The sequence below is a fragment of the Aeromonas sp. QDB23 genome (genome assembly GCF_027707745.1).
Classification (GTDB): domain Bacteria; phylum Pseudomonadota; class Gammaproteobacteria; order Enterobacterales; family Aeromonadaceae; genus Aeromonas; species Aeromonas allosaccharophila.
The window spans coordinates 77,142-96,308 of record NZ_JAPCJA010000004.1; the positions used below are offsets into that span (position 1 = coordinate 77,142).

The window sequence follows — 19,167 nt, forward strand, 5'->3', positions numbered from 1 at the left end:
AAGGCAACAGGCCACCCAAAGGGGCCCGATTTTAAAAGCCAGCGGCAGATTGTCCAGTATTTTGTGGTCAAGAAGTGTTCAGTCAGGCCGATAGCTGATCTACAGGCATGGTGGGAGGACACATTATGCAAATCGAAGGCGTGGGCGCGGCCCAACCCAAGGGAGTGGGTGTTTCTCCCAAATCGCCCCAACAGGCGGAGTCGAAACAGGTCAAGAGCGAGGAGGAGGTCTCCTTGCACAAGCCGCCCAAGTGGGCGCAGGTGCTGATCCAGCAGGCGCTGCAGTTCTCGCTGGAGATCAACGGCCAGGGCTACCAGGCTCCGAAGGTGAAGGAGCCCGAGGAGATAACGCCGGAGACCCTGTTCGACTTCCAGTCGGTGGCGGACAACGTGCTGCAGTTCGTGACCGGGCGGCTTGGTGCCGCGCGGGCCGATGGCAAATCCGATGACGACCTGACCGGGATGATGGAGCAGGCCCGCAAGGGGATCGACAAGGGCTTTGGCGAGGCAAAAAAACAGCTCGGTAAGTGGGCGACCGACAACGAGGATATCAAGACCGGTATCGATCAGAGCTACAAGCTGATCCAGAAGGGGCTCGAGGAGTTCGAGAAGGAGTTTTTCGGCAAGGTCTCCCCGACCGACATGGGGCAGGCCGAGATGGCCAGCCGCCAGCAGGGCTATCTGGAAATCCAGACCAAGGATGGCGACAAGGTGGTGCTGCGCTTCAACGATAGCTGGCAGACCAAGTCCCAGAGCGGCGAGAGCGGCAGCCAGTTCAGCCTGAAGTCGAGCCAGAGCTTCAGCTTCTCGCTGGAGGGCGACCTTAACAGCGACGAGATGGAGTCCATCGGCAAGCTGGTCAAAGGGATCGATGAGCTGGCGGGGAACTTCTTCTCCGGCAACTTCGAGGATCTGCTGGACAAGGCAAGCGAGCTGAAACTGGATGACAGCCAGCTGGCTTCCTACTCCCTCAAGCTCAAGCAGAGCGTCAAGCTGAGCCAGACCTATCAGGGGGCGCACTCCCTGCAGGATCTGATCAAGCCGTTTGCCGACTACCTGCCGAAGCTGGATCAGGTGCAGAAACAGGCGGATAGCCTGCTGCCACCATCCCAGCAACAGGCGCTGACCCCGGCCGTGTTGGCCGCAAGAGGGGAAGAGGACCCGCTGCAGGTCGATCGCTTCACCAGCTTCAACCAGCGGATGCTGGAGGCGCTGCGGATGATCAGCCAGTTCCAGCCCTCCACCGAGCCCGCCAGTAAGAACGCCTGAGCCACAGCGCGTAACGCAAGTAATGACCTGCCGTTTGCCAGTCCTTCCCGGGGCTGGCAAACTGGCCTTTTTCCCAATCCGGTTGCCCCATGAACCCCAAGAAGCCAAGAGACAAGCGCGAGCTCTGCTACCCCTTTATCTTCGAAACCTCGCTCAAATGTGATTTTGAAATCGCCACCGACGAGCTCTGCTGTCAGGTTGGGGCTGTGCTGTCACACCTTGCGCCGGATGCCGATACCGAGCCCATGCTGGCGGATCTCGCGGTGTTGCAGCGGCTTATCTACAACCTCAACGGCTCGGTGCGCGGCAAGCTGGGGATTTTCGATGCAGATCTTGAGTGGCTAAAGGCCCGTTATGACCACTACAACGAGGCGAGTCGCGGCAGCGTCACCGGTTTTGTGTTGCCGCAGGGGCCGCAGCCCATTCCCACCCTCCATCTGTGCCGCTGTGGCAGCAAGAAGGTGGTGCGGCTGCTGGTCCGGCTGGAAGAGAGCGAGGTGACCTTCGATCCCATTCTCTATCGCTTCGCCAACCTGCTGGCCAACTTCTTCTTCGTGCTGACCGTCTACCTCAAGCAGCGCTGGCAGGTACCGGAAGTGCCCTACGTCAGCATCAACTACTGATGGCGGTGGACAAGGGGCCAGACGTCATGGTGGATTGAGCGGAATAAAAAACCGGAGCCTTGGGCTCCGGTTTTGTTTTTCAGCGCGTCAGTCGCCCACTCAGCTGGAGATCAGCACTCTGGCCGAGTTGGCGGGGATGGTGAGCTGCACCTCGCCCTGCACCACTTCGAACTTCTCGCCGTTGAAGGCGTCGGTGAAGCGGCTGGCGGGGCTGGCGGTCTGCCACAGGGGCAGGCTGATGGTGCGCGGCTCGCTCGGATGACGGTTGCAGGCCACTACCACCTGATCGCTTTGCAGGGTGCGGGCGAACACATAGCTGTGTGGCCCGGCATAGAGGGTCTGGATGTCGCCACGGCGCAGGGAGGGGCGCTGGCGGCGGATCTGGATCAGGCGACGATAGTGGTCGTGCAGCACGTGATCCCAGTCTGTGGTATCCCACGGGAAGCAGCGGCGGCAGTCCGGGTCGTTGCCGCCGGAGAGTCCCACTTCATCGCCGTAGTAGATGGACGGCACGCCGATATAGGTGAGCAGCAGGGTGGCGGCCAGCTGCATCCGTTGTTTGTCTTCACCCAGCAGATGGAGGAAGCGGGCGGTGTCGTGACTGTCCAGCAGGTTGAACTGGGCAAGCTGGTTCTTGAACGGGATATGGGCCCGCGCCAGCTTGAGCCAGCGATCCAGCTCTTCGGCGCTGATCTTGATGGGGTGGTAGGCGATATCCTGCCCCGCGAGGAAGGCGCGGATCGGGTGGGCGAAGCCGTAGTAGTTCATGGCGCCATCCTCCTGATCCCCTTGCAGCCACTGACTTGCCTCGAAGAAGTGTTCACCGAGCACATAGGCGTCCGGGTTCTCCTGCTTCACCGCCCCGCGAATGGCACGCACATGGCTACGGTTACCCTCGGCGGTGCCGCGCTCCCCCAGCATGTGGATGACGTCAAAACGCCAGCCATCGATCTGATAGGGGGCGCGCATCCAGTAACGGAGGATGGCGTCGTCGGCCCGATAGACGGCGTCCTGCACCTTTTCGCAGGAGAAGTCGAGCTTGGGCAGGCTGCGAATGCCCTTCCAGCTGACGTAATCCCCTTCGTTATCAAAGGTGTAGAAACTGCGCCACGGGGAGTCCGGGTTGCTGTTGGCCCCCAGCGGCGGGCAGAACCAGGGGTGCTGGGTCGAGGTGTGGTTGACCACCGCATCGAGAATGATCTTCATGCCGCGCTGGTGCAGGTTGCGGGTCAGCTCGGCGAACTGCTCGTTGCTGCCGAGGTGGGCATCCACCTTGAAGTAGTCCTGGGTGTCGTACTTGTGGTTGCTCGGCGAATCGAAGATGGGGTTGAGGTAGAGCGCCGTCACCCCGAGAGATTGCAGGTAGTGCAGCTTGGCATCGATGCCAGCCAGATCGCCGCCGTAAAATTCGCAGGCGCCGTGGCCCTCTTCGTGGCGGCTGACCGGCTCACCCCACGCCTTGCTGATCACCGCCTTGCCGCGGTACTCGTACTCGTGATGCTTGACGCTCAGCGACGGATCGCCGTTGCAGAAGCGGTCGGGGAAGATCTGGTAGAACACCTGATCCTGCACCCATGCTGGTGGCTGGTGCAGGCTGTTGAAGCGAAAATGCTGCTCCCGTGGCGGCATGGCGGGGCTGACACCGGCACCGTGCAGCCACCACTGCGCCTCGTCGGTGAGGCACTTGAAGCAGTAGAGGTGGATATCCTGCCCCTTGCCAAGTGGCAGGGTAGCTTGCCACACCTGCAGCCGGTCGCGGGTCGAGACCGCCGTCATCGGGATCAGGTACTCCTCGTTATCCGGCTCGTGGCGCAACCACACCTCGCGGATCGGGGCGTCCAGTTCGGTGAACAGGGTCAGTTGCAGTGCGTCGGCGCTCTCTTTGAACCAGGGCGCCACCTGGGGATGAAACAGAAACGGATGGGTCATGATGTTTATTGAGTCAGAAGGTCGGCGAGGGCGTTACCCTGTTCGTGGAGCGTTTCGAGCTGGCCTGCCAGCGACTTGGGATCCAGTCCCAACTGGTCGGCGAGCGGTTTGGGGAAGCGGGCGATGATGGCCTGGGCAGGCACTCCCGCATTCCAGGCGAAGGAGATAAACACGGCGAGGCGGATCAGCACCGCCTCCTTGCTGACCGGATCGTGGGAGAGCGGGTCAAGCTGCTGGGAGATGGCATCGACGAAGGCCTCGGAGAGGTTCCAGCGTCGCGCCAGCTCGGCACCGAGCTGGGCATAGTCGTAGCCCAGCATCTCCCGTTGGGCCTCGACCCGGCTGCTGCCGTTCTGGATCGCCAGATTGATGAGTTCCGCCTCTTCCGGCAGGGTGCTCTGGATCAGCAGTTCACCGATGTTGTGGATCAGGGCACAGGTGAAGGCGGTCTCGGGATCCAGTGCCTTGGTCTCCTGCGCCAGGGTCTTGGCAATGGTGGCGACCTGGAAGGTCTCGGTCCAGAACTTGTTCTTGTCGAAGCTGGGCGGGGCCTTGAAGCTGCCGATGATGCCGGAGGCGACCACCACGGAGCGCAGCCGGTTGAAGCCGAGCCGGATCACCGCCTGTTCGATGGAGGTCACTTCGTTGCCCCGGCGCAGGGCGGCCGAGTTGGCCATCCGCAGCACCTTGACGCTGATCACCTGATCCATGGCGATCTTGGCCGCAATCTCGTCGATGCGGGCATTCTCGTCGTTGAAGCTCTGCATCAACTCGTGCAGCAGCTTGGGAATAGTGGGGAGTTGTTTGATCTTGTCAAACAGGCGATCCATCGACATGGCTGAGGCAGCCTCCATTGCGAACTCTGCCTCATATTGTGCCACAGCCGGACAACATGTTCCTGTTTGTGATGCGGCTTTGTGATGGGGATTGCGGGCGCTAGAGCACCCAGTCGCGCAAGGTGTATTCCAAACGGTGCTGTTTGCCCTGCAGGATCAGGGTCTGGCTGGTGCCGCTCAGGGTCGCCCCCTCGGTAAGCGTGGTCAGCACGGCCTGTTCGATGGTGTCCAGCGGCGGCATGCAGGCCATCTCGGTGCTGCCCAGACTGGTGACCCACAACTTGTCATCTTCCAGATGGCCCTGACCGAAGTAGCGGTTGCAACCGGCGATGCCGTTGACGGTGAAGTGCTCGCCGATCTCGAAATCGGGGGGATTGTCGCGCAAGGCGGCGACCGGTTCGCCATCCAGTTTGCTCAGTACCCAGTGGTGATGTTGCAGATCTTGCTGAACAAAGGCGGTCGAGCTGCAGCCAGCGAGCAGTAACAGGGGGATCAGCAGAAAGGGCAATCTGGGCATGAGGGGGCTCCGGTTGGGGGAGCCTCAAGAATACCCCTTTTGAGCATACGGGAGCAGGGCGCGAGAGGGGGCGACCGACCGCTTCTGTCGCCCCTTGTCCCGCACCACTGTCGCTTAATGGCAACACCTTGGTGATATTGCCATCAGTTTGCGCTATCTCAGGGCTCAGTTGGCGAACAGCCGCTCGGCATAACGGGCAAGACCGGCGGCTACCGAGCCGAAGTCATCGCCCCCCTCGAGCGGTATGGACGGGAGCTTCTGGCGGATAAAGCGGGCGATCAGCGGTGAGCGGGCGCTACCGCCGGTGACGAAGATGCGATCCGGCTGTACACCGGCGGCGGCAATCGCTTCGTCCATCAGCTCGCCAATCTTCTCCAGCAGCAGGGCCGAGGCGTTGGCAAGCTGTTCGCGGGTCAGCTCCGCTTCCAGCCCTTTTTCCAGCTCGGCCAGTGACTGGCGATTGAGCTCTTGCTCCGAGAGGGCGATCTTGCCCTGCTCGGCGCGCCACACCAGCTGGTGGCTCAGCTTGTGGGCCCGCAGGCTGGCCAGCCGTCCCAGTTTGCTGCCCGGCAGGCTGTCGAGCTGCAGATCCTGCAGCTGGCGGGCGGTATCGAGGCTGTAGAAACGGCTCTGGGCGCTGACGTCGTTGATGGCGGCCGCATCCCAGAACAGCGGGTGGGGCAGCGGCTTGCCGGTCTTGAGGGTCTCGTGCATGCCGAGCAGCGGCATCATCCCCTCCACCGTCAGGCGGATATCGAAGTCGTTGCCGCCGATCCGCTGGCCGCTATGGCCGAGCAGGTCGCCGCTGCGATCCAGCTGATCGCGGTAGCCGGGGCCCATTCGCAGCATGGAGCAGTCGGTGGTACCGCCACCGATATCCACCACCAGCACCACGGCGTCTTCGGTGAGGCGCGCCTCGAATTCAAACCCGGCGGCCACCGGCTCGTAGAGGAACTCCACCTGTTCGAAACCGGCCAGACGGGCTGCCTCGGTCAGGATGGCGATGGCTTGGCTGTTGCTCTCTTCCCCTGCCAGCCCCTGGAAGTTGACCGGGCGGCCGATCACCGCTTGGCGGATCGGGGCGCCGAGCTGCTGCTCCGCCTGCTGGCGGACATGGAGCATCATGGCGCAGACGATGTCTTCAAACAGGGCGATCTGGGGGGCCTTGAGGCCATAGGCACCGAGGAAGGATTTCGGCGATTTGATGTAATAGCCGTCGTCCGGCTCTTCCAGATAGCGTTCCAGCGCGGCACCGCCGAAGCTCAGCTCGTCGATCAGCCCCTCTTCGCGCATCTGGCGGCGAACCATCTGGGCGCGGGTGACCACAGGGCCACGCAGCTTGAGGTACTCCGCCTGCTGGGCCGGTGCCAGCCCTTCGGCCAACAGACCGGCGATGGCATCCCGGTGGGGCGCGTGCAGGGTAGAGGGGAGATAGCGGGATGCGCCGAGATTGAGCAGCCTGGGGCTACCTTGTTCCATCACGGCCACGGCACAGTTGGAGGTACCGTAATCAAATCCGATAAACATGGGCGCCAGACTCCAGAGTAAAAAAGGAGGGCTGGCCTACCCGAAGGTGCCGGGTCTCACCACCCGACGCACGGTCGGAGGGACAGTGAGCAAATCCGATCAACATGGGCGCCAGACTCCTGAATAAAAAAGGGGGGCTAGCCTACCCGAAGGCGCCGGGTCTCACAACCCGGCGCGTGACGAAGAGAGGACGAGCCCTTATTCCACTTCGTTGTCGGAGCGGCCCTGGCTCTCGATGGCGCGGATATTGCCGAGGGTGGTATCGGCGATGGCGTGCAGCGCCTCCCGGGTCAGGAACGCCTGATGGCCGGTAAACAGCACGTTGTGACAGGCCGACAGGCGGCGGAACACGTCATCGGTGATCACCTCGTTGGACTTGTCTGAGAAGAAGAGATCCTCTTCCTCTTCGTAGACATCCAGCCCCAGCGCGCCGATGCGAGAGGTCTTGAGCGCCTCGATGGCGGCGTTGGAGTCGAGCAGGCCGCCACGGCTGGTGTTGATGATCATCACCCCGTCCTTCATCTTGGCGAACGCCTCCTTGTTCAGCAGGTGGTAGTTCTCTTTGAACAGCGGGCAGTGCAGGCTGATGATGTCGGATTGGCGGAACAGGGTGTCGAGATCCACGTACTCGGCCCCCAGCTCGATGGCTGCCGGATTCTGGTACGGGTCGTTGACCAGCAGGCGAACCCCGAAGCCCTTGAGGATGCGCAGGGCAGCCAGACCGATCTTGCCGGTGCCGATCACACCGACCGTCTTGCCATGCATGTTGAAGCCGACCAGCCCTTCCAGCGAGAAGTTGGCATCGCGGGTGCGCTGATAAGCCTTATGGATGCGGCGGTTGAGGCACATCATCATGCCGACGGCGTGCTCGGCGGTCGCCTCGGGGGAGTAGGCAGGCACCCGCACCACTTTCAGCCCCAGCTCTTTGGCGGCGGCCAGATCCACGTTGTTGTAACCGGCGCAGCGCAGGGCGATCACCTGGGTGCCGTTGGCAGCCAGTTCGGTCAATACCTCGCGGTCGGCATCGTCATTGACGAACAGACACACCACCGGGAAGCCGTGAGCCAGTCGGGCCGTTTTGGCCTCCAGCCGCACATCGAAAAACTCCAGGTCGAAGCCGTACTGGCTGTTGGCCTGGTTAAAATGCTCTTTGTCATAGCTCTTGGTACTGAATACGGCGACTTTCATGGTGTGTGCTCCGTAGTATGTGTGTCGTCAAATTACAACAAAATGGGTCGGCCATCACCGGACAAACCGGCTGGTTATTGTCCCCACGGCATGATGGGAACGGCGCTGACTGCACTCTTGTACGAACCATCCACCAGTTTGGTGCTGTAGGTCAGGTAAACCAGCGCATTGCGTTTCTTGTCGTAAAAACGCACCACTTTTTGCTCCTTGAACACCAGCGAGGTGCTGACATCGAACACCTCTTCCCCCGCCTTCAGCTTTTCGGGCAGGGTGATGGGGCCAATCTGGTGGCACGACAGGGAGGCGTGGGAGGGATCTTCCGCCAGCCCCAGCCCGCCTTTGACGCCGCCGGTCTTGGGGCGTGCCAGATAGCAGGCGACGCCGTCGATGCGGGGATCGTCGAACGCCTCGACCAGGATCTTGTGGTTGGGGCCAAACAGCTTGAAGGCGGTGCTCACTTCACCGACCGGGTCGGCCTTGTCGGCCAGTGCCGGGCCAGCAAACAGGGCCCCCAGCAGCAGGGGCAGGGCGCGGCGAAGGGCGTTATGTCGCGTGTGGTTATGTGTCATGGTCTCTCCTGTTGGCCCTCCTCAGTAGGGAAGGCGCAAGCGACGATAGAGGCTGGCAAGCACCCAGGCGGGGCCTATCAGCAGAAATTGCAGGTCGGCGAGGAAGGAGGGACGCTTGCCCTCGATCTTGTGGCCGACAAACTGGGCTATCCAGAACAGCACGAACGCCGCCACTGCGGGCCACAACAGCGGCCCCTGCCACTGGTGGCAGAGCCACAGTCCCAGCGCGGTCAGCCCGGCCATCCCCGCGAACAGCGAAAATGACACCTGCAGATAGAACAGCAGCACCGGAATGGCTGCCACTGCCGCCCAGTTGAGGGGCTCTGGCAAGGGCCCGTGTGGCAGACACCAGAGCAGCGCCAGCGAGCAGAGATAGATGCCCGGCACCGCCAGCTTGTGGATGGCAACGTTGACCGGATGGCGATGGCTCTGGCCGTACTCCGCAAACCACTCCTGGATTCCCTTCATGGCACCTCCCTGGCGCACTGTGCTCACGCTGCCCGACCCTCATGGTCAGGCGCTCGGGATGCTTATCCCTGCGGTGGATAATCCCAATATTGGGCCGGAATGGATTTTAGCAACGGGGTCATGTCCGGATTGGGCAGGGCGATGGTGACCCGCTGATCGAGGTTGGCGCTGGCCAGCGCTTCGCGGATCTTGGGGTTGTCATGGAAGAATTTCATGAAGCTGCCGTCGGCATAGGCCCGCTCCAGCCCGGTCTGAATCGCCTTGGCCAGCTTGGGGTATTCGGGGCTGACGAAGAAGAACTGGGCGAAGGGGTAGCGGATCAGCAGGTGCTGCTCGATGGCGAGGTTGGGATACTGCGCCACCAGCTCGCTGCGCTCGGCGAAGATCTCCACCAGGGCGCGGGGGAAGAAGTCGATCTTGTCGCCGTCGTTGATGAGGCGAAACAGGCTGCTGTATCGGCCGGAGAAGGTCGGGATACCGGCATTTTCCAGGATCTTGTTATCGGCCCACCCCACCCCTTGCGCCGCCTTCAGCTGTTTGAGATCGGCCAGGGTATTGATCTGGTTGAACTTCTCCTGAGCGTCCGCGTGGATGAATGACAGCCGCAATCCTTCCAGCCCGCGAAACAACGGAATGGGGACGGCAATCAGGGAGGATTCGAGTGCGCTGGAGGTGCCCATCCAGAAGACGTTGATGGTCTTGCCCTTGCTCAGCTGCTGCTGGAGGGTGAACTGGTTGAGGTCGAGTTCGACAGGCTGGATGCGAAAGGGTTGCCCGGAGCGGGTCAGGGCCAGTTCCAGCAGCTTGTACTGGTACTCCTGGTCAAGATTGTTGACGGGACGGCTGGGGACCTTGACCGTCAGAACCTGTGCTTGTGCCAGCAGCGGCAGGCACAAACACAGCTTGATGAGCCATTTCACTCTCTGTTCTCCTGTAGATTCCGGAACGTGTCCGGAGTCTAACAGAACTTGTCACCATCTTGTTGCGAGGCGGTGTGCAAGGTTTGAGCGTTGGGCTCTGCCTTGCTGACCGCCTGTTGCACCAGAATGGTGACGGTTCTTCGAAGAATCAGGCGACGCGACGGAACACGTGGGTATCGTTAAATTCCTTGGTGCTCTGGCATTCGACGCAGAAACGGGATTCCGGACGGGCATGCAGCCGCTTTATGGAGATCTCGTCACCGCAAGATTCGCAGTAACCAAAATCCCCTTCGCTGATGCGCTTCAATGCGCCCCGCAGCTTGCGAAGGTGCAGTTTGTCGTGCTCGATGCGGTTCAGCTCCAGACGGCGGGCTTCCTCGATACTGGCACGGTCAATTTCATCAGCCATCTCGTTGGTGTCGGTGGCGATGGCCTGGCTGGCCTGGGAGTTCAGGCGCTCTTCGAGCTCGACGATCTGTCGCTCGATCTGCCCCTTGTAAAAGGCCAGTTGGTCTTCAGTCATGAAATCACACATACGATTAACTACCAGTCAGTTTACTAACCCAATTATCCCTGTTTATGGGGGCTGTCTGCCTACAGACCAAGCCCTTGTATCCCGATTTGCACCCGTTTCATGCAAGAGAGTGCAAATCAGGGCGGGCCTTGTACCAAAAAAATGCAGCCAAGCAAAGCAAATAGGGTAAGGATTGTGCGCCTTTGCAAAAAAATGGCCCGTTCCGACGGGGGATCGGTCGTGTTCCGGCACCCGCGGCCCCCTCTGTTGGCATCGGCTTTGCAATGCTCTGCAAGGGCGGGATCGGCGGGCAGAGTCCGGATTTGAGTGTTTAGTATTTGGTGCCGACCTGGTCATTATATGCGCCGTTATTTATAGTTTTTTAAACACACCCGCTTGACATTGCCCTTGATGGCGGGCTTTTATGGTGATGTTGATTACAATTTTATAACAAGGGTGTTCCATATATTAGACACCCTTGCCAATGGCAACCGTAAAGTCGGGGTTTAACATGGACAGTATCAAAGGCTGGATGGAGAGCAATCGCATCACGGAAGTGGAGTGTCTGTTCCCGGATTTCACCGGCAACGCCCGGGGCAAGATCATCCCAGCCAACAAGTTTTTGCGCGAAGGGGGCATGCGTCTGCCCGAGGTGATTTTCACCCAGACGGTGACTGGCGAATATCCGGATGACGACAGCATGATCGACCCGCTGGAGCGGGACATGCAGCTCTATCCCGACCCCAACACCATCCGTTTCGTCCCCTGGGCGCTGGAGCCCACTGCGCAGGTTATCCACGACTGTTTTGACATCAACGGCAAGTTGATCGACATCGCGCCGCGCTCCGTGCTGCGTCGGGTTCTGTCATTTTACGAGAAGCAGGGCTGGAAGCCGGTGGTCGCCCCCGAGCTGGAATTCTATCTGGTCAAACGCAACGAAGACCCCGACTATCCGCTGGTGCCGCCGGTGGGTCGCAACGGCCGCCCGGAGACCGCCCGCCAGTCGTTCAGTATCGATGCGGTCAACGAATTCGACCCCATCTTCGAAGACATGTATGACTACTGCGAGGCGCAGGAGCTGGAGGTAGACACCCTGATCCACGAATCGGGTGCCGCCCAGATGGAGATCAACTTCCTGCACGGGGATGCCATCGATCTGGCAGATCAGGTGTTTCTGTTCAAACGCACCATGCGTGAGGCGGCCCACAAGCACGGCATCTACGCCACCTTTATGGCCAAGCCGATGAGCGACGAGCCCGGCTCCGCCATGCATATCCACCAGAGTCTGGAAGATGTGAACGGCCACAACCTGTTCGGTACCGCGAGCGGCGGCAACAGCGAACAGTTCATGCACTTCATCGCCGGTCTGCAGAAATACACCCCGGCGGTGACGGCCCTGCTGGCCCCCAACGTCAACTCCTACCGCCGCCTCACCTTTGGCGAGAGCGCGCCGCGCAACGTCCAGTGGGGTGTAGAGAACCGCACCTGCGGGTTGCGGGTGCCCTTCTCCGACCCGAGTGCGCGCCGGGTAGAGAACCGCTTCGCCGGTGCCGATGCCAACCCCTATCTGGCGCTGGCCGCCACCTTGGCCTGTGGCTATCTCGGCATGATGGAGAAGCTGGAGCCCATGCAGGAGATGAAGTCGAGCGCCTATGACCTGCCCTACAGCCTGCCCCGATCGCTGGAGGAGGCACTGAGCCATCTCGAACAGTGCGAGCCTATCAAGGAGATGCTGGGCGAGCGCTTCACTCGCGCCTTCGTAGCGGTCAAACGCAAAGAGTACGAGACCTACTTCGGGGTGATCAGTCGCTGGGAGCGGGAGTTCCTGCTGCTGAACGTCTGATCCCTCTGTAACGGGGAGGCCGGAGTCGGCCTCTCCGGTCCCTGTATCGAAGACACCGGAACGCGAGTCAGGTGGCGGCAGCCACCTGTGAGTGGCTGTGGCTGCGAGCATGCCAGCCCTCCTGATGAATTGACAAACTAATCCTGCTAAATCGAAGGAACCGAGGAGCAACAAATGCAGCAGACAACCCGTGAGTGGCAACAGCTGGATGCCAGCCACCACTTGCACCCCTTTACCGACTTTCAGGCCCTGAACAAGAAGGGCTCGCGCATCATTACCAAAGCCAGCGGCGTCTATCTGGAAGATTCCGACGGCCACCGCATTCTCGACGGCATGGCAGGCCTGTGGTGCGTCAATATGGGCTATGGCCGCCAGGAGTTGGTGGATGCCGCCACCCGTCAGATGCAGCAGTTGCCCTACTACAACCTCTTCTTCCAGACCGCTCACCCGCCGGTGATCGAGCTGGCGACCCTGCTGGCCGAAGTCACGCCGTCTCACCTCAACCACGTCTTCTTCACCGGCTCCGGCTCCGAGTGCAACGACACCGTGCTGCGGATGGTGCGCCACTACTGGGCCAGCAAGGGGCAGCCTGACAAACAGGTGATCATCAGCCGCCACAACGCCTACCACGGCTCTACCGTGGCGGGGGCGAGTCTGGGCGGCATGAAGGGGATGCATGCCCAGGGGGGCCTGCCCATCCCCGGCATAGTGCACATCGACCAGCCCTATCACTTCGGTGAGGGGCAGGGGATGAGCGCCCACGACTTCGGGCTGGAGCGGGCCCGTCAGCTGGAGCAGAAGATTCTGGAACTGGGGGTGGACAAGGTGGCCGCCTTTATCGGCGAGCCGATCCAGGGGGCGGGCGGCGTCATTATTCCGCCCGACAGCTACTGGCCGGAGATCCAGCGCATCTGCGACCACTACGGCATTCTGCTGATCGCCGACGAGGTGATCTGCGGGTTTGGCCGTACCGGCCACTGGTTCGCCAGCGAAGGGTTTGGCATCAAGCCGGATCTGATGTGTCTGGCCAAGGGGATCACCTCCGGCTATTTGCCGCTCGGCGCCGTCATGGTGAGCGACCGGGTCGCCAAGAGGCTGGTGGAGGAGGGGGGCGAGTTCAACCACGGCTTCACCTACTCGGGCCATCCGGTCTCCTGCGCGGTGGCGGTGGCCAATATCCAGCTTATGCAGAAAGAGAGCATAGTTAAGCGAGTGCATGATGCCATCGGCCCCTATTTGCAGCGCCGCTGGGCCGAGCTGGCCGATCATCCGCTGGTAGGGGAAACCCGTGGCCGCGGGCTGGTGGCCGCGCTGGAAATTGTGCAGGACAAGCAGACCAACCGGCGTTTCCCGGCCCAGGCAAATGCGGGGATGACCTGTCGGGAGTTCTGCTTTAACAATGGCTTGGTGATGAGGGCGGTAGGCGATACCATGATCATATCGCCCCCCTTGGTGATCACCGAGGAACAGGTTGATGAATTGGTCGATCTGGCCAGGCGCAGTCTGGATCTAACAGCCGAAAAGCTGAAAGGTTGAGGTGGGTCGGGCAGGTTGGCATGCGCATACAATTTGCTTAGGAGACAAGGATGATGTCTTTCAAAACAGGAGTGATCGCTGCCTCTGTGGCTCTGGTCATGGCAAGTGCCGGAGCAATGGCTGAAGAGAAGGTGCTGCACGTCTACAACTGGAGCGACTATATCGCGCCGGATACCCTGGATAACTTCCAGAAAGAGACGGGCATCAAGGTGGTGTATGACGTATTCGACAGCAACGAGGTGCTGGAAGCCAAATTGCTGGCGGGTAGCTCGGGCTACGACATCGTGGTGCCATCCAACCCCTTCCTGGCCAAACAGATCAAGGCGGGCGTGTTCCAGAAGCTGGACAAGTCCAAGCTCTCCAACTGGCAAAATATGGATCCCGGCCTGCTCAAGGCGCTCGAGCCGAGCGATCCGGGTAACCAGTACTCCATCCCCTATCTATGGGGCACCATCGGTTATGCCTACAACGCCGAGAAGGTGAAGGCCGTGCTGGGTGCCGATGCCCCGGTCAACTCATGGGATCTGGTGTTCAAGCCGGAGAACATGGCCAAGCTGAAAGAGTGTGGCGTCTCCTTCCTCGATTCACCGACCGAAATGCTGCCGGCTGCCCTGCAATACCTGGGCTTCAAGCCGGATAGCCAGAAACCGGCCGAGCTGAAGAAGGCAGAGGAGCTGTTCCTCTCGATCCGCCCCTATACCGCCTATTTCCACTCCTCCAAGTACATCTCGGATCTGGCCAACGGCAACCTTTGCGTCGCGGTCGGTTACTCCGGTGACTTGCAGCAGTCCAAGGCGCGGGCAGCCGAGGCCAACAATGGCGTGGCGCTGACCTACACCATTCCGAAAGAGGGGGCGGGCAGCTTCTTTGACATGATCGCCATTCCGGCGGATGCCAAGAACGTCGAGGCTGCCCACACCTTCATCAACTATCTGATGAAGCCTGAGGTGATCGCCAGTATCACCAACGTGGTGCAGTTCCCGAACGGCAACAAGGCGGCAACCCCGCTGGTGGATGAGGCGATCCGCACCGATCCGGGTATCTACCCCGATGCGGCCACCTTGCAGAAGATCTACACCTTCCCGGATCTGCCGGCCAAGGTGCAGCGAGTGATGACTCGCAGCTGGACCAAGATCAAGTCCGGCAAGTAAGTAACGAATACCCCTCCCGGTCCGCAGTTCGGCCGGGAGGGTAGTGATGCCATCCATCCGGATGGGCCGCGCGAATGGATGCGCAGACGGTCAACCACTGCAACAGGAGAACTGACACCGTGAAGACAACCAAATTGCTAACCATAGCGCTGACCATGGGATTGGCGAATGTGGCTCAGGCTGCGCCAGAGCTGCACTTCTACAACTGGTCAGACTATATCGGCGAGACCACGCTCAGCGATTTCCAGCAGGCGACCGGGATCAAGACCGTCTATGACGTGTTTGACTCCAACGAAACCCTGGAAGGCAAGTTGCTGACGGGGCGGACCGGTTACGATTTGGTGGTGCCTTCCAATAATTTCCTGGCCAAACAGATAGAGGCGGGAGCGTTCCAGAAGCTGGACAAATCCCTGCTGCCCAATATGGCCAATCTGGATCCCGTACTGCTCAAGCAGCTCGACAAGGTGGATCCGGGTCATCAATACGCGGTGCCCTATCTGTGGGGAACCAACGGCATCGGCTACAACGTCGACAAAATCAAGGCGGTGCTGGGGGTCGACAAGATTGACTCCTGGGCGGCCATCTTCGAACCGGAAAACATGGCGAAACTCTCTCGCTGCGGCGTCGCTTTCCTCGATTCTGCCGACGAGATGATCCCTGCTGCCCTCAACTACCTCGGACTCGATCCAAACAGCCACGAACAGGCTGATATCAAACAGGCCGAGGCGCTGCTGCTCAAGGTGCGGCCCTATGTGGCCTACTTCCACTCCTCCAAATACATCGGCGATCTCGCCAATGGCGATATCTGCGTGGCAGCCGGTTTTTCCGGCGACATCCTGCAGGCCGCTGCCCGCGCCGATGAAGCTGGCAAGGGGGTGAAGATTGCCTACAGCATTCCGAAAGAGGGGGGCAATCTCTGGTTCGACATGATGGCGATTCCGGCTGATGCCACCAATGTCAAAGAGGCGCACGCCCTCATCAACTACGTCCTGCAGCCCGAAGTGATTGCCAAGGTCAGCAACTATGTGGGCTATGCCAATCCCAATGCCAAAGCGGCAGCGTTTATGGATGAAAAAGTGCGTGACGACGAGTCTGTTTATCCACCACAGCCGGTGCTGGCGAGGCTTTATGTGTCGCAGACACACCCTCGCGCAGTGATGCGGCTGATGACCCGGAGTTGGAACAAGATCAAGTCCGGAACCTAACCTTGGTGCCCGTTCGGGGGCGCCAAATCGTTTTTATGGATCGGCCGTGAGGTCGGTATCACGTTGGGGAGTTTGGTAATGGCGATAGCCTCCAGTGCCTACAAGAAAGCCCTCGAGGGCAGTCAGCAGCGCAAAGAAGTGCTGGTGAAGATTGATCGGGTAAGCAAGCAGTTCGACGAAACGCTGGCGGTCGATAACGTATCTCTCAATATCCACAAGGGCGAGATTTTCGCACTGCTCGGTGGTTCCGGCTCCGGCAAATCGACCCTGCTGCGGATGCTGGCCGGTTTCGAACGCCCGACCGAGGGGCGGCTGTTCCTCGACGGGGTCGATATCACCGACATGCCGCCTTACGAGCGCCCCATCAACATGATGTTCCAGTCCTACGCCCTGTTCCCCCATATGACGGTGGCGCAGAACATTGCCTTCGGCCTCAAGCAGGACGGCCTGCCCAAGGCGGAGGTCGATGCCCGGGTGGAGGAGATGCTCAAGCTGGTGCAGATGACCCAGTATGCCCGTCGCAAGCCGCACCAGCTCTCCGGTGGTCAACGTCAGCGGGTGGCGTTAGCCCGCTCGCTGGCCAAGCGTCCCAAGTTGTTGCTGCTCGATGAACCCATGGGGGCGCTCGACAAGAAGCTGCGTTCCAAGATGCAGCTGGAGCTGGTGGAGATCATCGAGCGGGTCGGGGTTACTTGCGTCATGGTGACCCACGATCAGGAAGAGGCGATGACCATGGCGGAGCGGATCGCCATCATGCACCTCGGCTGCATCGAGCAGATCGGCAGCCCGATGGATATCTACGAGACCCCGGCCAGTCGGCTGGTGTGCGAGTTCATCGGCAACGTCAACCTGTTCGATGGCCTGCTGGTGGAGGATGAGCAGGACCACGCGACTATCGCCTGCGCCGATCTGGAGCAGCCCATCTATGTGGGCCACGGCATCAGCTCCCGCGCCGAGAACAAGAAGGTGACCTACGCCCTGCGGCCGGAAAAACTGCTGATGAGTCTGCAAAAGCCGGAGGAGATCGAGCACCCGGACTTCAACTGGACCAAGGGTGAGGTCTATGACATCGCCTATCTGGGCGGCCACTCGGTTTATCACATCCAGCTGCCCTCGGGCAAAATCGTTCAGGCTTTCATCGCCAATGCCGAACGCCACGGCAAGCGGCCAACCTGGGATGACCAGGTGTTCCTCTACTGGGAAGATGACAGCGGCGTGGTGCTGCAATCATGAAGTTCTTGCAACGACTGAAGCGGGTCGGGGGGCGCCGGCTGGTGATCGGCATCCCCTTCTTCTGGCTGTTCCTGTTCTTCCTGCTGCCCTTCGTCATCGTGGTGAAGATCAGTTTCGCGGAAGCGGATGTGGCGATCCCGCCCTACACCGACGTGGTGAGCTGGGCCGACAATCAGCTCACCATCCTGCTCAACATGGGCAACTACCTGCTGCTGCAGGAGGATGAGCTCTATATCGCGGCCTATCTGGGCTCCCTCAAGATGGCGTTCATCAGCACCCTGCTCTGCCTGCTGATTGGCTATCCGATGGCCTACTCCATCGCACGGGCCAACAAGGAGACCCAGACCGTGCTGCTGCTGCTGATCATGATGCCGACCTGGACCGCCATCCTGATCCGGGTCTATGCGTGGATGGGGATCCTCAGCAACAACGGCCTGCTCAACAGCGTCTTGCTGGGGATCGGGGTGATCGACGAGCCGCTGCAGATCCTCAATACCAACCTGGCGGTCTATATCGGCATCGTTTACTCCTATCTGCCGTTTATGGTGCTGCCGCTCTACGCCAATCTGGTCAAGCATGATCAGAGTCTGCTGGAGGCCGCCTCCGATCTCGGTGCCCGCAACCTGACCCGCTTCTGGCGGATCACGGTGCCGCTCTCCAAGAACGGCATTATCGCTGGCTGCATGCTGGTATTTATTCCGGTAGTGGGGGAGTTCGTTATCCCCGAAATGCTGGGCGGCCCGGAGACCCTGATGATCGGCAAGGTGTTGTGGCAGGAGTTCTTCAACAACCGCGACTGGCCGGTCGCCTCTGCGCTGGCGGTGGTGATGCTGGCGGTGCTGATCATTCCGATCATCCTCTTCAACCGTAACCAGGCCAAAGAGCTGGAGGGTAAAGCATGATGAAAACAGCGTTGTTCAATCCCGTATCCAGCCGCTGCAACCGTAACCAGTTCAGAGTGCTGGAGGACAAGGCATGATGAGACGTTTCGGTTTTGCCAAACTGATGCTCTGGCTGGGGCTGCTGTTTATCTACCTGCCCATGGTCATTATGGTGATCTACTCCTTCAACGCCTCCAAGCTGGTGACGGTATGGGGTGGCTGGTCGCTCAAGTGGTACTTCGGCCTGCTCGACAACAAGCAACTGATCGGGTCTGTGTTCCGCTCGCTGGAGATCGCCTTCTACACCGCGATCGCCGCGGTGGCGCTGGGGACGGTGGCGGCCTTCGTGCTGACCCGAATTCCCCACTTCCGTGGTCGTACCCTGTTCGGCGGCATGGTGACGGCGCCGCTGGTGATGCCCGAGGTGATCACCGGTCTGTCGCTGCTGCTGCTGTTCGTGGCGATGGCCCAACTGGTGGGCTGGCCCGCCGAGCGGGGCATGCTGACCATCTGGATCGCGCACACCACCTTCTGTACCGCCTACGTGGCGATCGTGGTGTCAGCGCGGTTGCGGGAGCTGGATCTCTCGATCGAGGAGGCGGCGATGGATCTCGGCGCCAAGCCGTGGAAGGTGTTCTTCCTGATCACCATCCCGATGATCGCCCCCTCGCTGGCGGCAGGCGGCATGATGTCGTTCGCCCTGTCGCTGGATGATCTGGTGCTGGCGAGCTTCGTCTCCGGCCCGGGCTCCACCACGCTGCCGATGGAGGTCTTCTCGGCGGTGCGACTTGGGGTGAAACCCGAGATCAACGCGGTGGCCAGCCTGATCCTGCTGTCGGTATCGCTCTTTACCTTCGGCAGCTGGTATCTGATGGCCAGGGCGGAGAAGCGCCGTCGCGCCGAGATCGCCATGACTACCCAGATGCAGGCCGTCGTCTGACGTCATGCTAAGATCCGCC

Annotated in this window: 18 protein-coding genes; 9 read left to right on the forward strand and 9 right to left on the reverse strand. The window is 60.6% G+C overall.

The genetic code is table 11. The features are described 5' to 3' along the window. Positions 1–125 precede the first annotated feature (125 nt). Positions 126–1,268, forward strand: coding sequence for a DUF5610 domain-containing protein (locus PG888_RS03085; RefSeq protein ID WP_270692647.1), 1,143 nt, complete (start codon positions 126–128; stop codon positions 1,266–1,268). An 89-nt stretch (positions 1,269–1,357) separates the two neighbouring features. Further along, complete coding sequence (locus PG888_RS03090; RefSeq protein ID WP_270692648.1) at positions 1,358–1,891, forward strand: ATP--cob(I)alamin adenosyltransferase; 534 nt, start codon at positions 1,358–1,360, stop codon at positions 1,889–1,891. Between the two features lie 99 nt (positions 1,892–1,990). On the opposite strand, the gene malZ is transcribed toward PG888_RS03090, so the two are convergent. From malZ to PG888_RS03135, 9 genes are all read right to left on the reverse strand, one after another. Then, a complete protein-coding gene (malZ, locus tag PG888_RS03095; protein ID WP_111808761.1) occupies positions 1,991–3,820 on the reverse strand; it encodes a maltodextrin glucosidase in 1,830 nt (609 codons plus the stop codon). A 5-nt stretch (positions 3,821–3,825) separates the two neighbouring features. Continuing rightward, the gene (locus PG888_RS03100; protein ID WP_058052455.1) at positions 3,826–4,674 is read right to left on the reverse strand and encodes an HDOD domain-containing protein; all 849 of its coding nucleotides are present in this window, start codon (positions 4,672–4,674) and stop codon (positions 3,826–3,828) included. An 82-nt stretch (positions 4,675–4,756) separates the two neighbouring features. Continuing rightward, positions 4,757–5,173, reverse strand: a complete 417-nt coding sequence (locus PG888_RS03105) for an META domain-containing protein (RefSeq protein ID WP_042656540.1) — start codon at positions 5,171–5,173, stop codon at positions 4,757–4,759. 165 nt (positions 5,174–5,338) lie between these two features. Continuing rightward, positions 5,339–6,700, reverse strand: coding sequence for a molecular chaperone (gene yegD / locus PG888_RS03110; RefSeq protein ID WP_270692649.1), 1,362 nt, complete (start codon positions 6,698–6,700; stop codon positions 5,339–5,341). Positions 6,701–6,898: 198 nt separating this feature from the next. Further along, positions 6,899–7,888, reverse strand: coding sequence for a 2-hydroxyacid dehydrogenase (locus tag PG888_RS03115; protein WP_139710559.1), 990 nt, complete (start codon positions 7,886–7,888; stop codon positions 6,899–6,901). Positions 7,889–7,962: 74 nt separating this feature from the next. Further along, a complete protein-coding gene (locus PG888_RS03120; RefSeq protein WP_005355485.1) occupies positions 7,963–8,457 on the reverse strand; it encodes a CreA family protein in 495 nt (164 codons plus the stop codon). 21 nt (positions 8,458–8,478) lie between these two features. Further along, entirely contained in the window at positions 8,479–8,925 is a 447-nt protein-coding gene (locus PG888_RS03125; protein WP_270692650.1) for an Mpo1 family 2-hydroxy fatty acid dioxygenase, read from the reverse strand. A gap of 62 nt (positions 8,926–8,987) precedes the next feature. After that, the gene (locus PG888_RS03130; RefSeq protein WP_042059523.1) at positions 8,988–9,845 is read right to left on the reverse strand and encodes a hypothetical protein; all 858 of its coding nucleotides are present in this window, start codon (positions 9,843–9,845) and stop codon (positions 8,988–8,990) included. A gap of 148 nt (positions 9,846–9,993) precedes the next feature. Next, a complete protein-coding gene (locus PG888_RS03135; RefSeq protein WP_042059525.1) occupies positions 9,994–10,380 on the reverse strand; it encodes a TraR/DksA family transcriptional regulator in 387 nt (128 codons plus the stop codon). Positions 10,381–10,870: 490 nt separating this feature from the next. Here PG888_RS03135 and PG888_RS03140 point away from each other — a divergent pair, with 490 nt between their 5' ends. The 7 genes from PG888_RS03140 (at position 10,871) to PG888_RS03170 (ending at position 19,148) form a co-directional block, all read left to right on the forward strand. Then, positions 10,871–12,202: a glutamine synthetase family protein gene (locus PG888_RS03140; RefSeq protein WP_042656534.1), complete on the forward strand. Its 1,332-nt coding sequence runs from the start codon at positions 10,871–10,873 to the stop codon at positions 12,200–12,202. 174 nt (positions 12,203–12,376) lie between these two features. Next, positions 12,377–13,738 carry an aspartate aminotransferase family protein gene (locus tag PG888_RS03145; RefSeq protein ID WP_270692651.1) on the forward strand — a complete coding sequence of 454 codons (1,362 nt, stop codon included), beginning with the start codon at positions 12,377–12,379 and terminating at the stop codon, positions 13,736–13,738. A 53-nt stretch (positions 13,739–13,791) separates the two neighbouring features. Beyond that, positions 13,792–14,889 carry a polyamine ABC transporter substrate-binding protein gene (locus tag PG888_RS03150; protein WP_082628350.1) on the forward strand — a complete coding sequence of 366 codons (1,098 nt, stop codon included), beginning with the start codon at positions 13,792–13,794 and terminating at the stop codon, positions 14,887–14,889. Positions 14,890–15,008: 119 nt separating this feature from the next. Next, positions 15,009–16,094 carry a polyamine ABC transporter substrate-binding protein gene (locus tag PG888_RS03155; protein ID WP_042059536.1) on the forward strand — a complete coding sequence of 362 codons (1,086 nt, stop codon included), beginning with the start codon at positions 15,009–15,011 and terminating at the stop codon, positions 16,092–16,094. A gap of 78 nt (positions 16,095–16,172) precedes the next feature. After that, on the forward strand, positions 16,173–17,327 hold the full coding sequence (potA, locus tag PG888_RS03160; RefSeq protein WP_024945572.1) for a polyamine ABC transporter ATP-binding protein: 1,155 nt from the start codon (positions 16,173–16,175) through the stop codon (positions 17,325–17,327). Further along, complete coding sequence (locus tag PG888_RS03165) at positions 17,324–18,229, forward strand: ABC transporter permease subunit (RefSeq protein WP_042059538.1); 906 nt, start codon at positions 17,324–17,326, stop codon at positions 18,227–18,229. Before potA ends, PG888_RS03165 begins: the two co-directional genes overlap by 4 nt. Positions 18,230–18,302: 73 nt before the next feature. Further along, on the forward strand, positions 18,303–19,148 hold the full coding sequence (locus tag PG888_RS03170) for an ABC transporter permease subunit (protein ID WP_374759803.1): 846 nt from the start codon (positions 18,303–18,305) through the stop codon (positions 19,146–19,148). Positions 19,149–19,167: the final 19 nt, after the last annotated feature.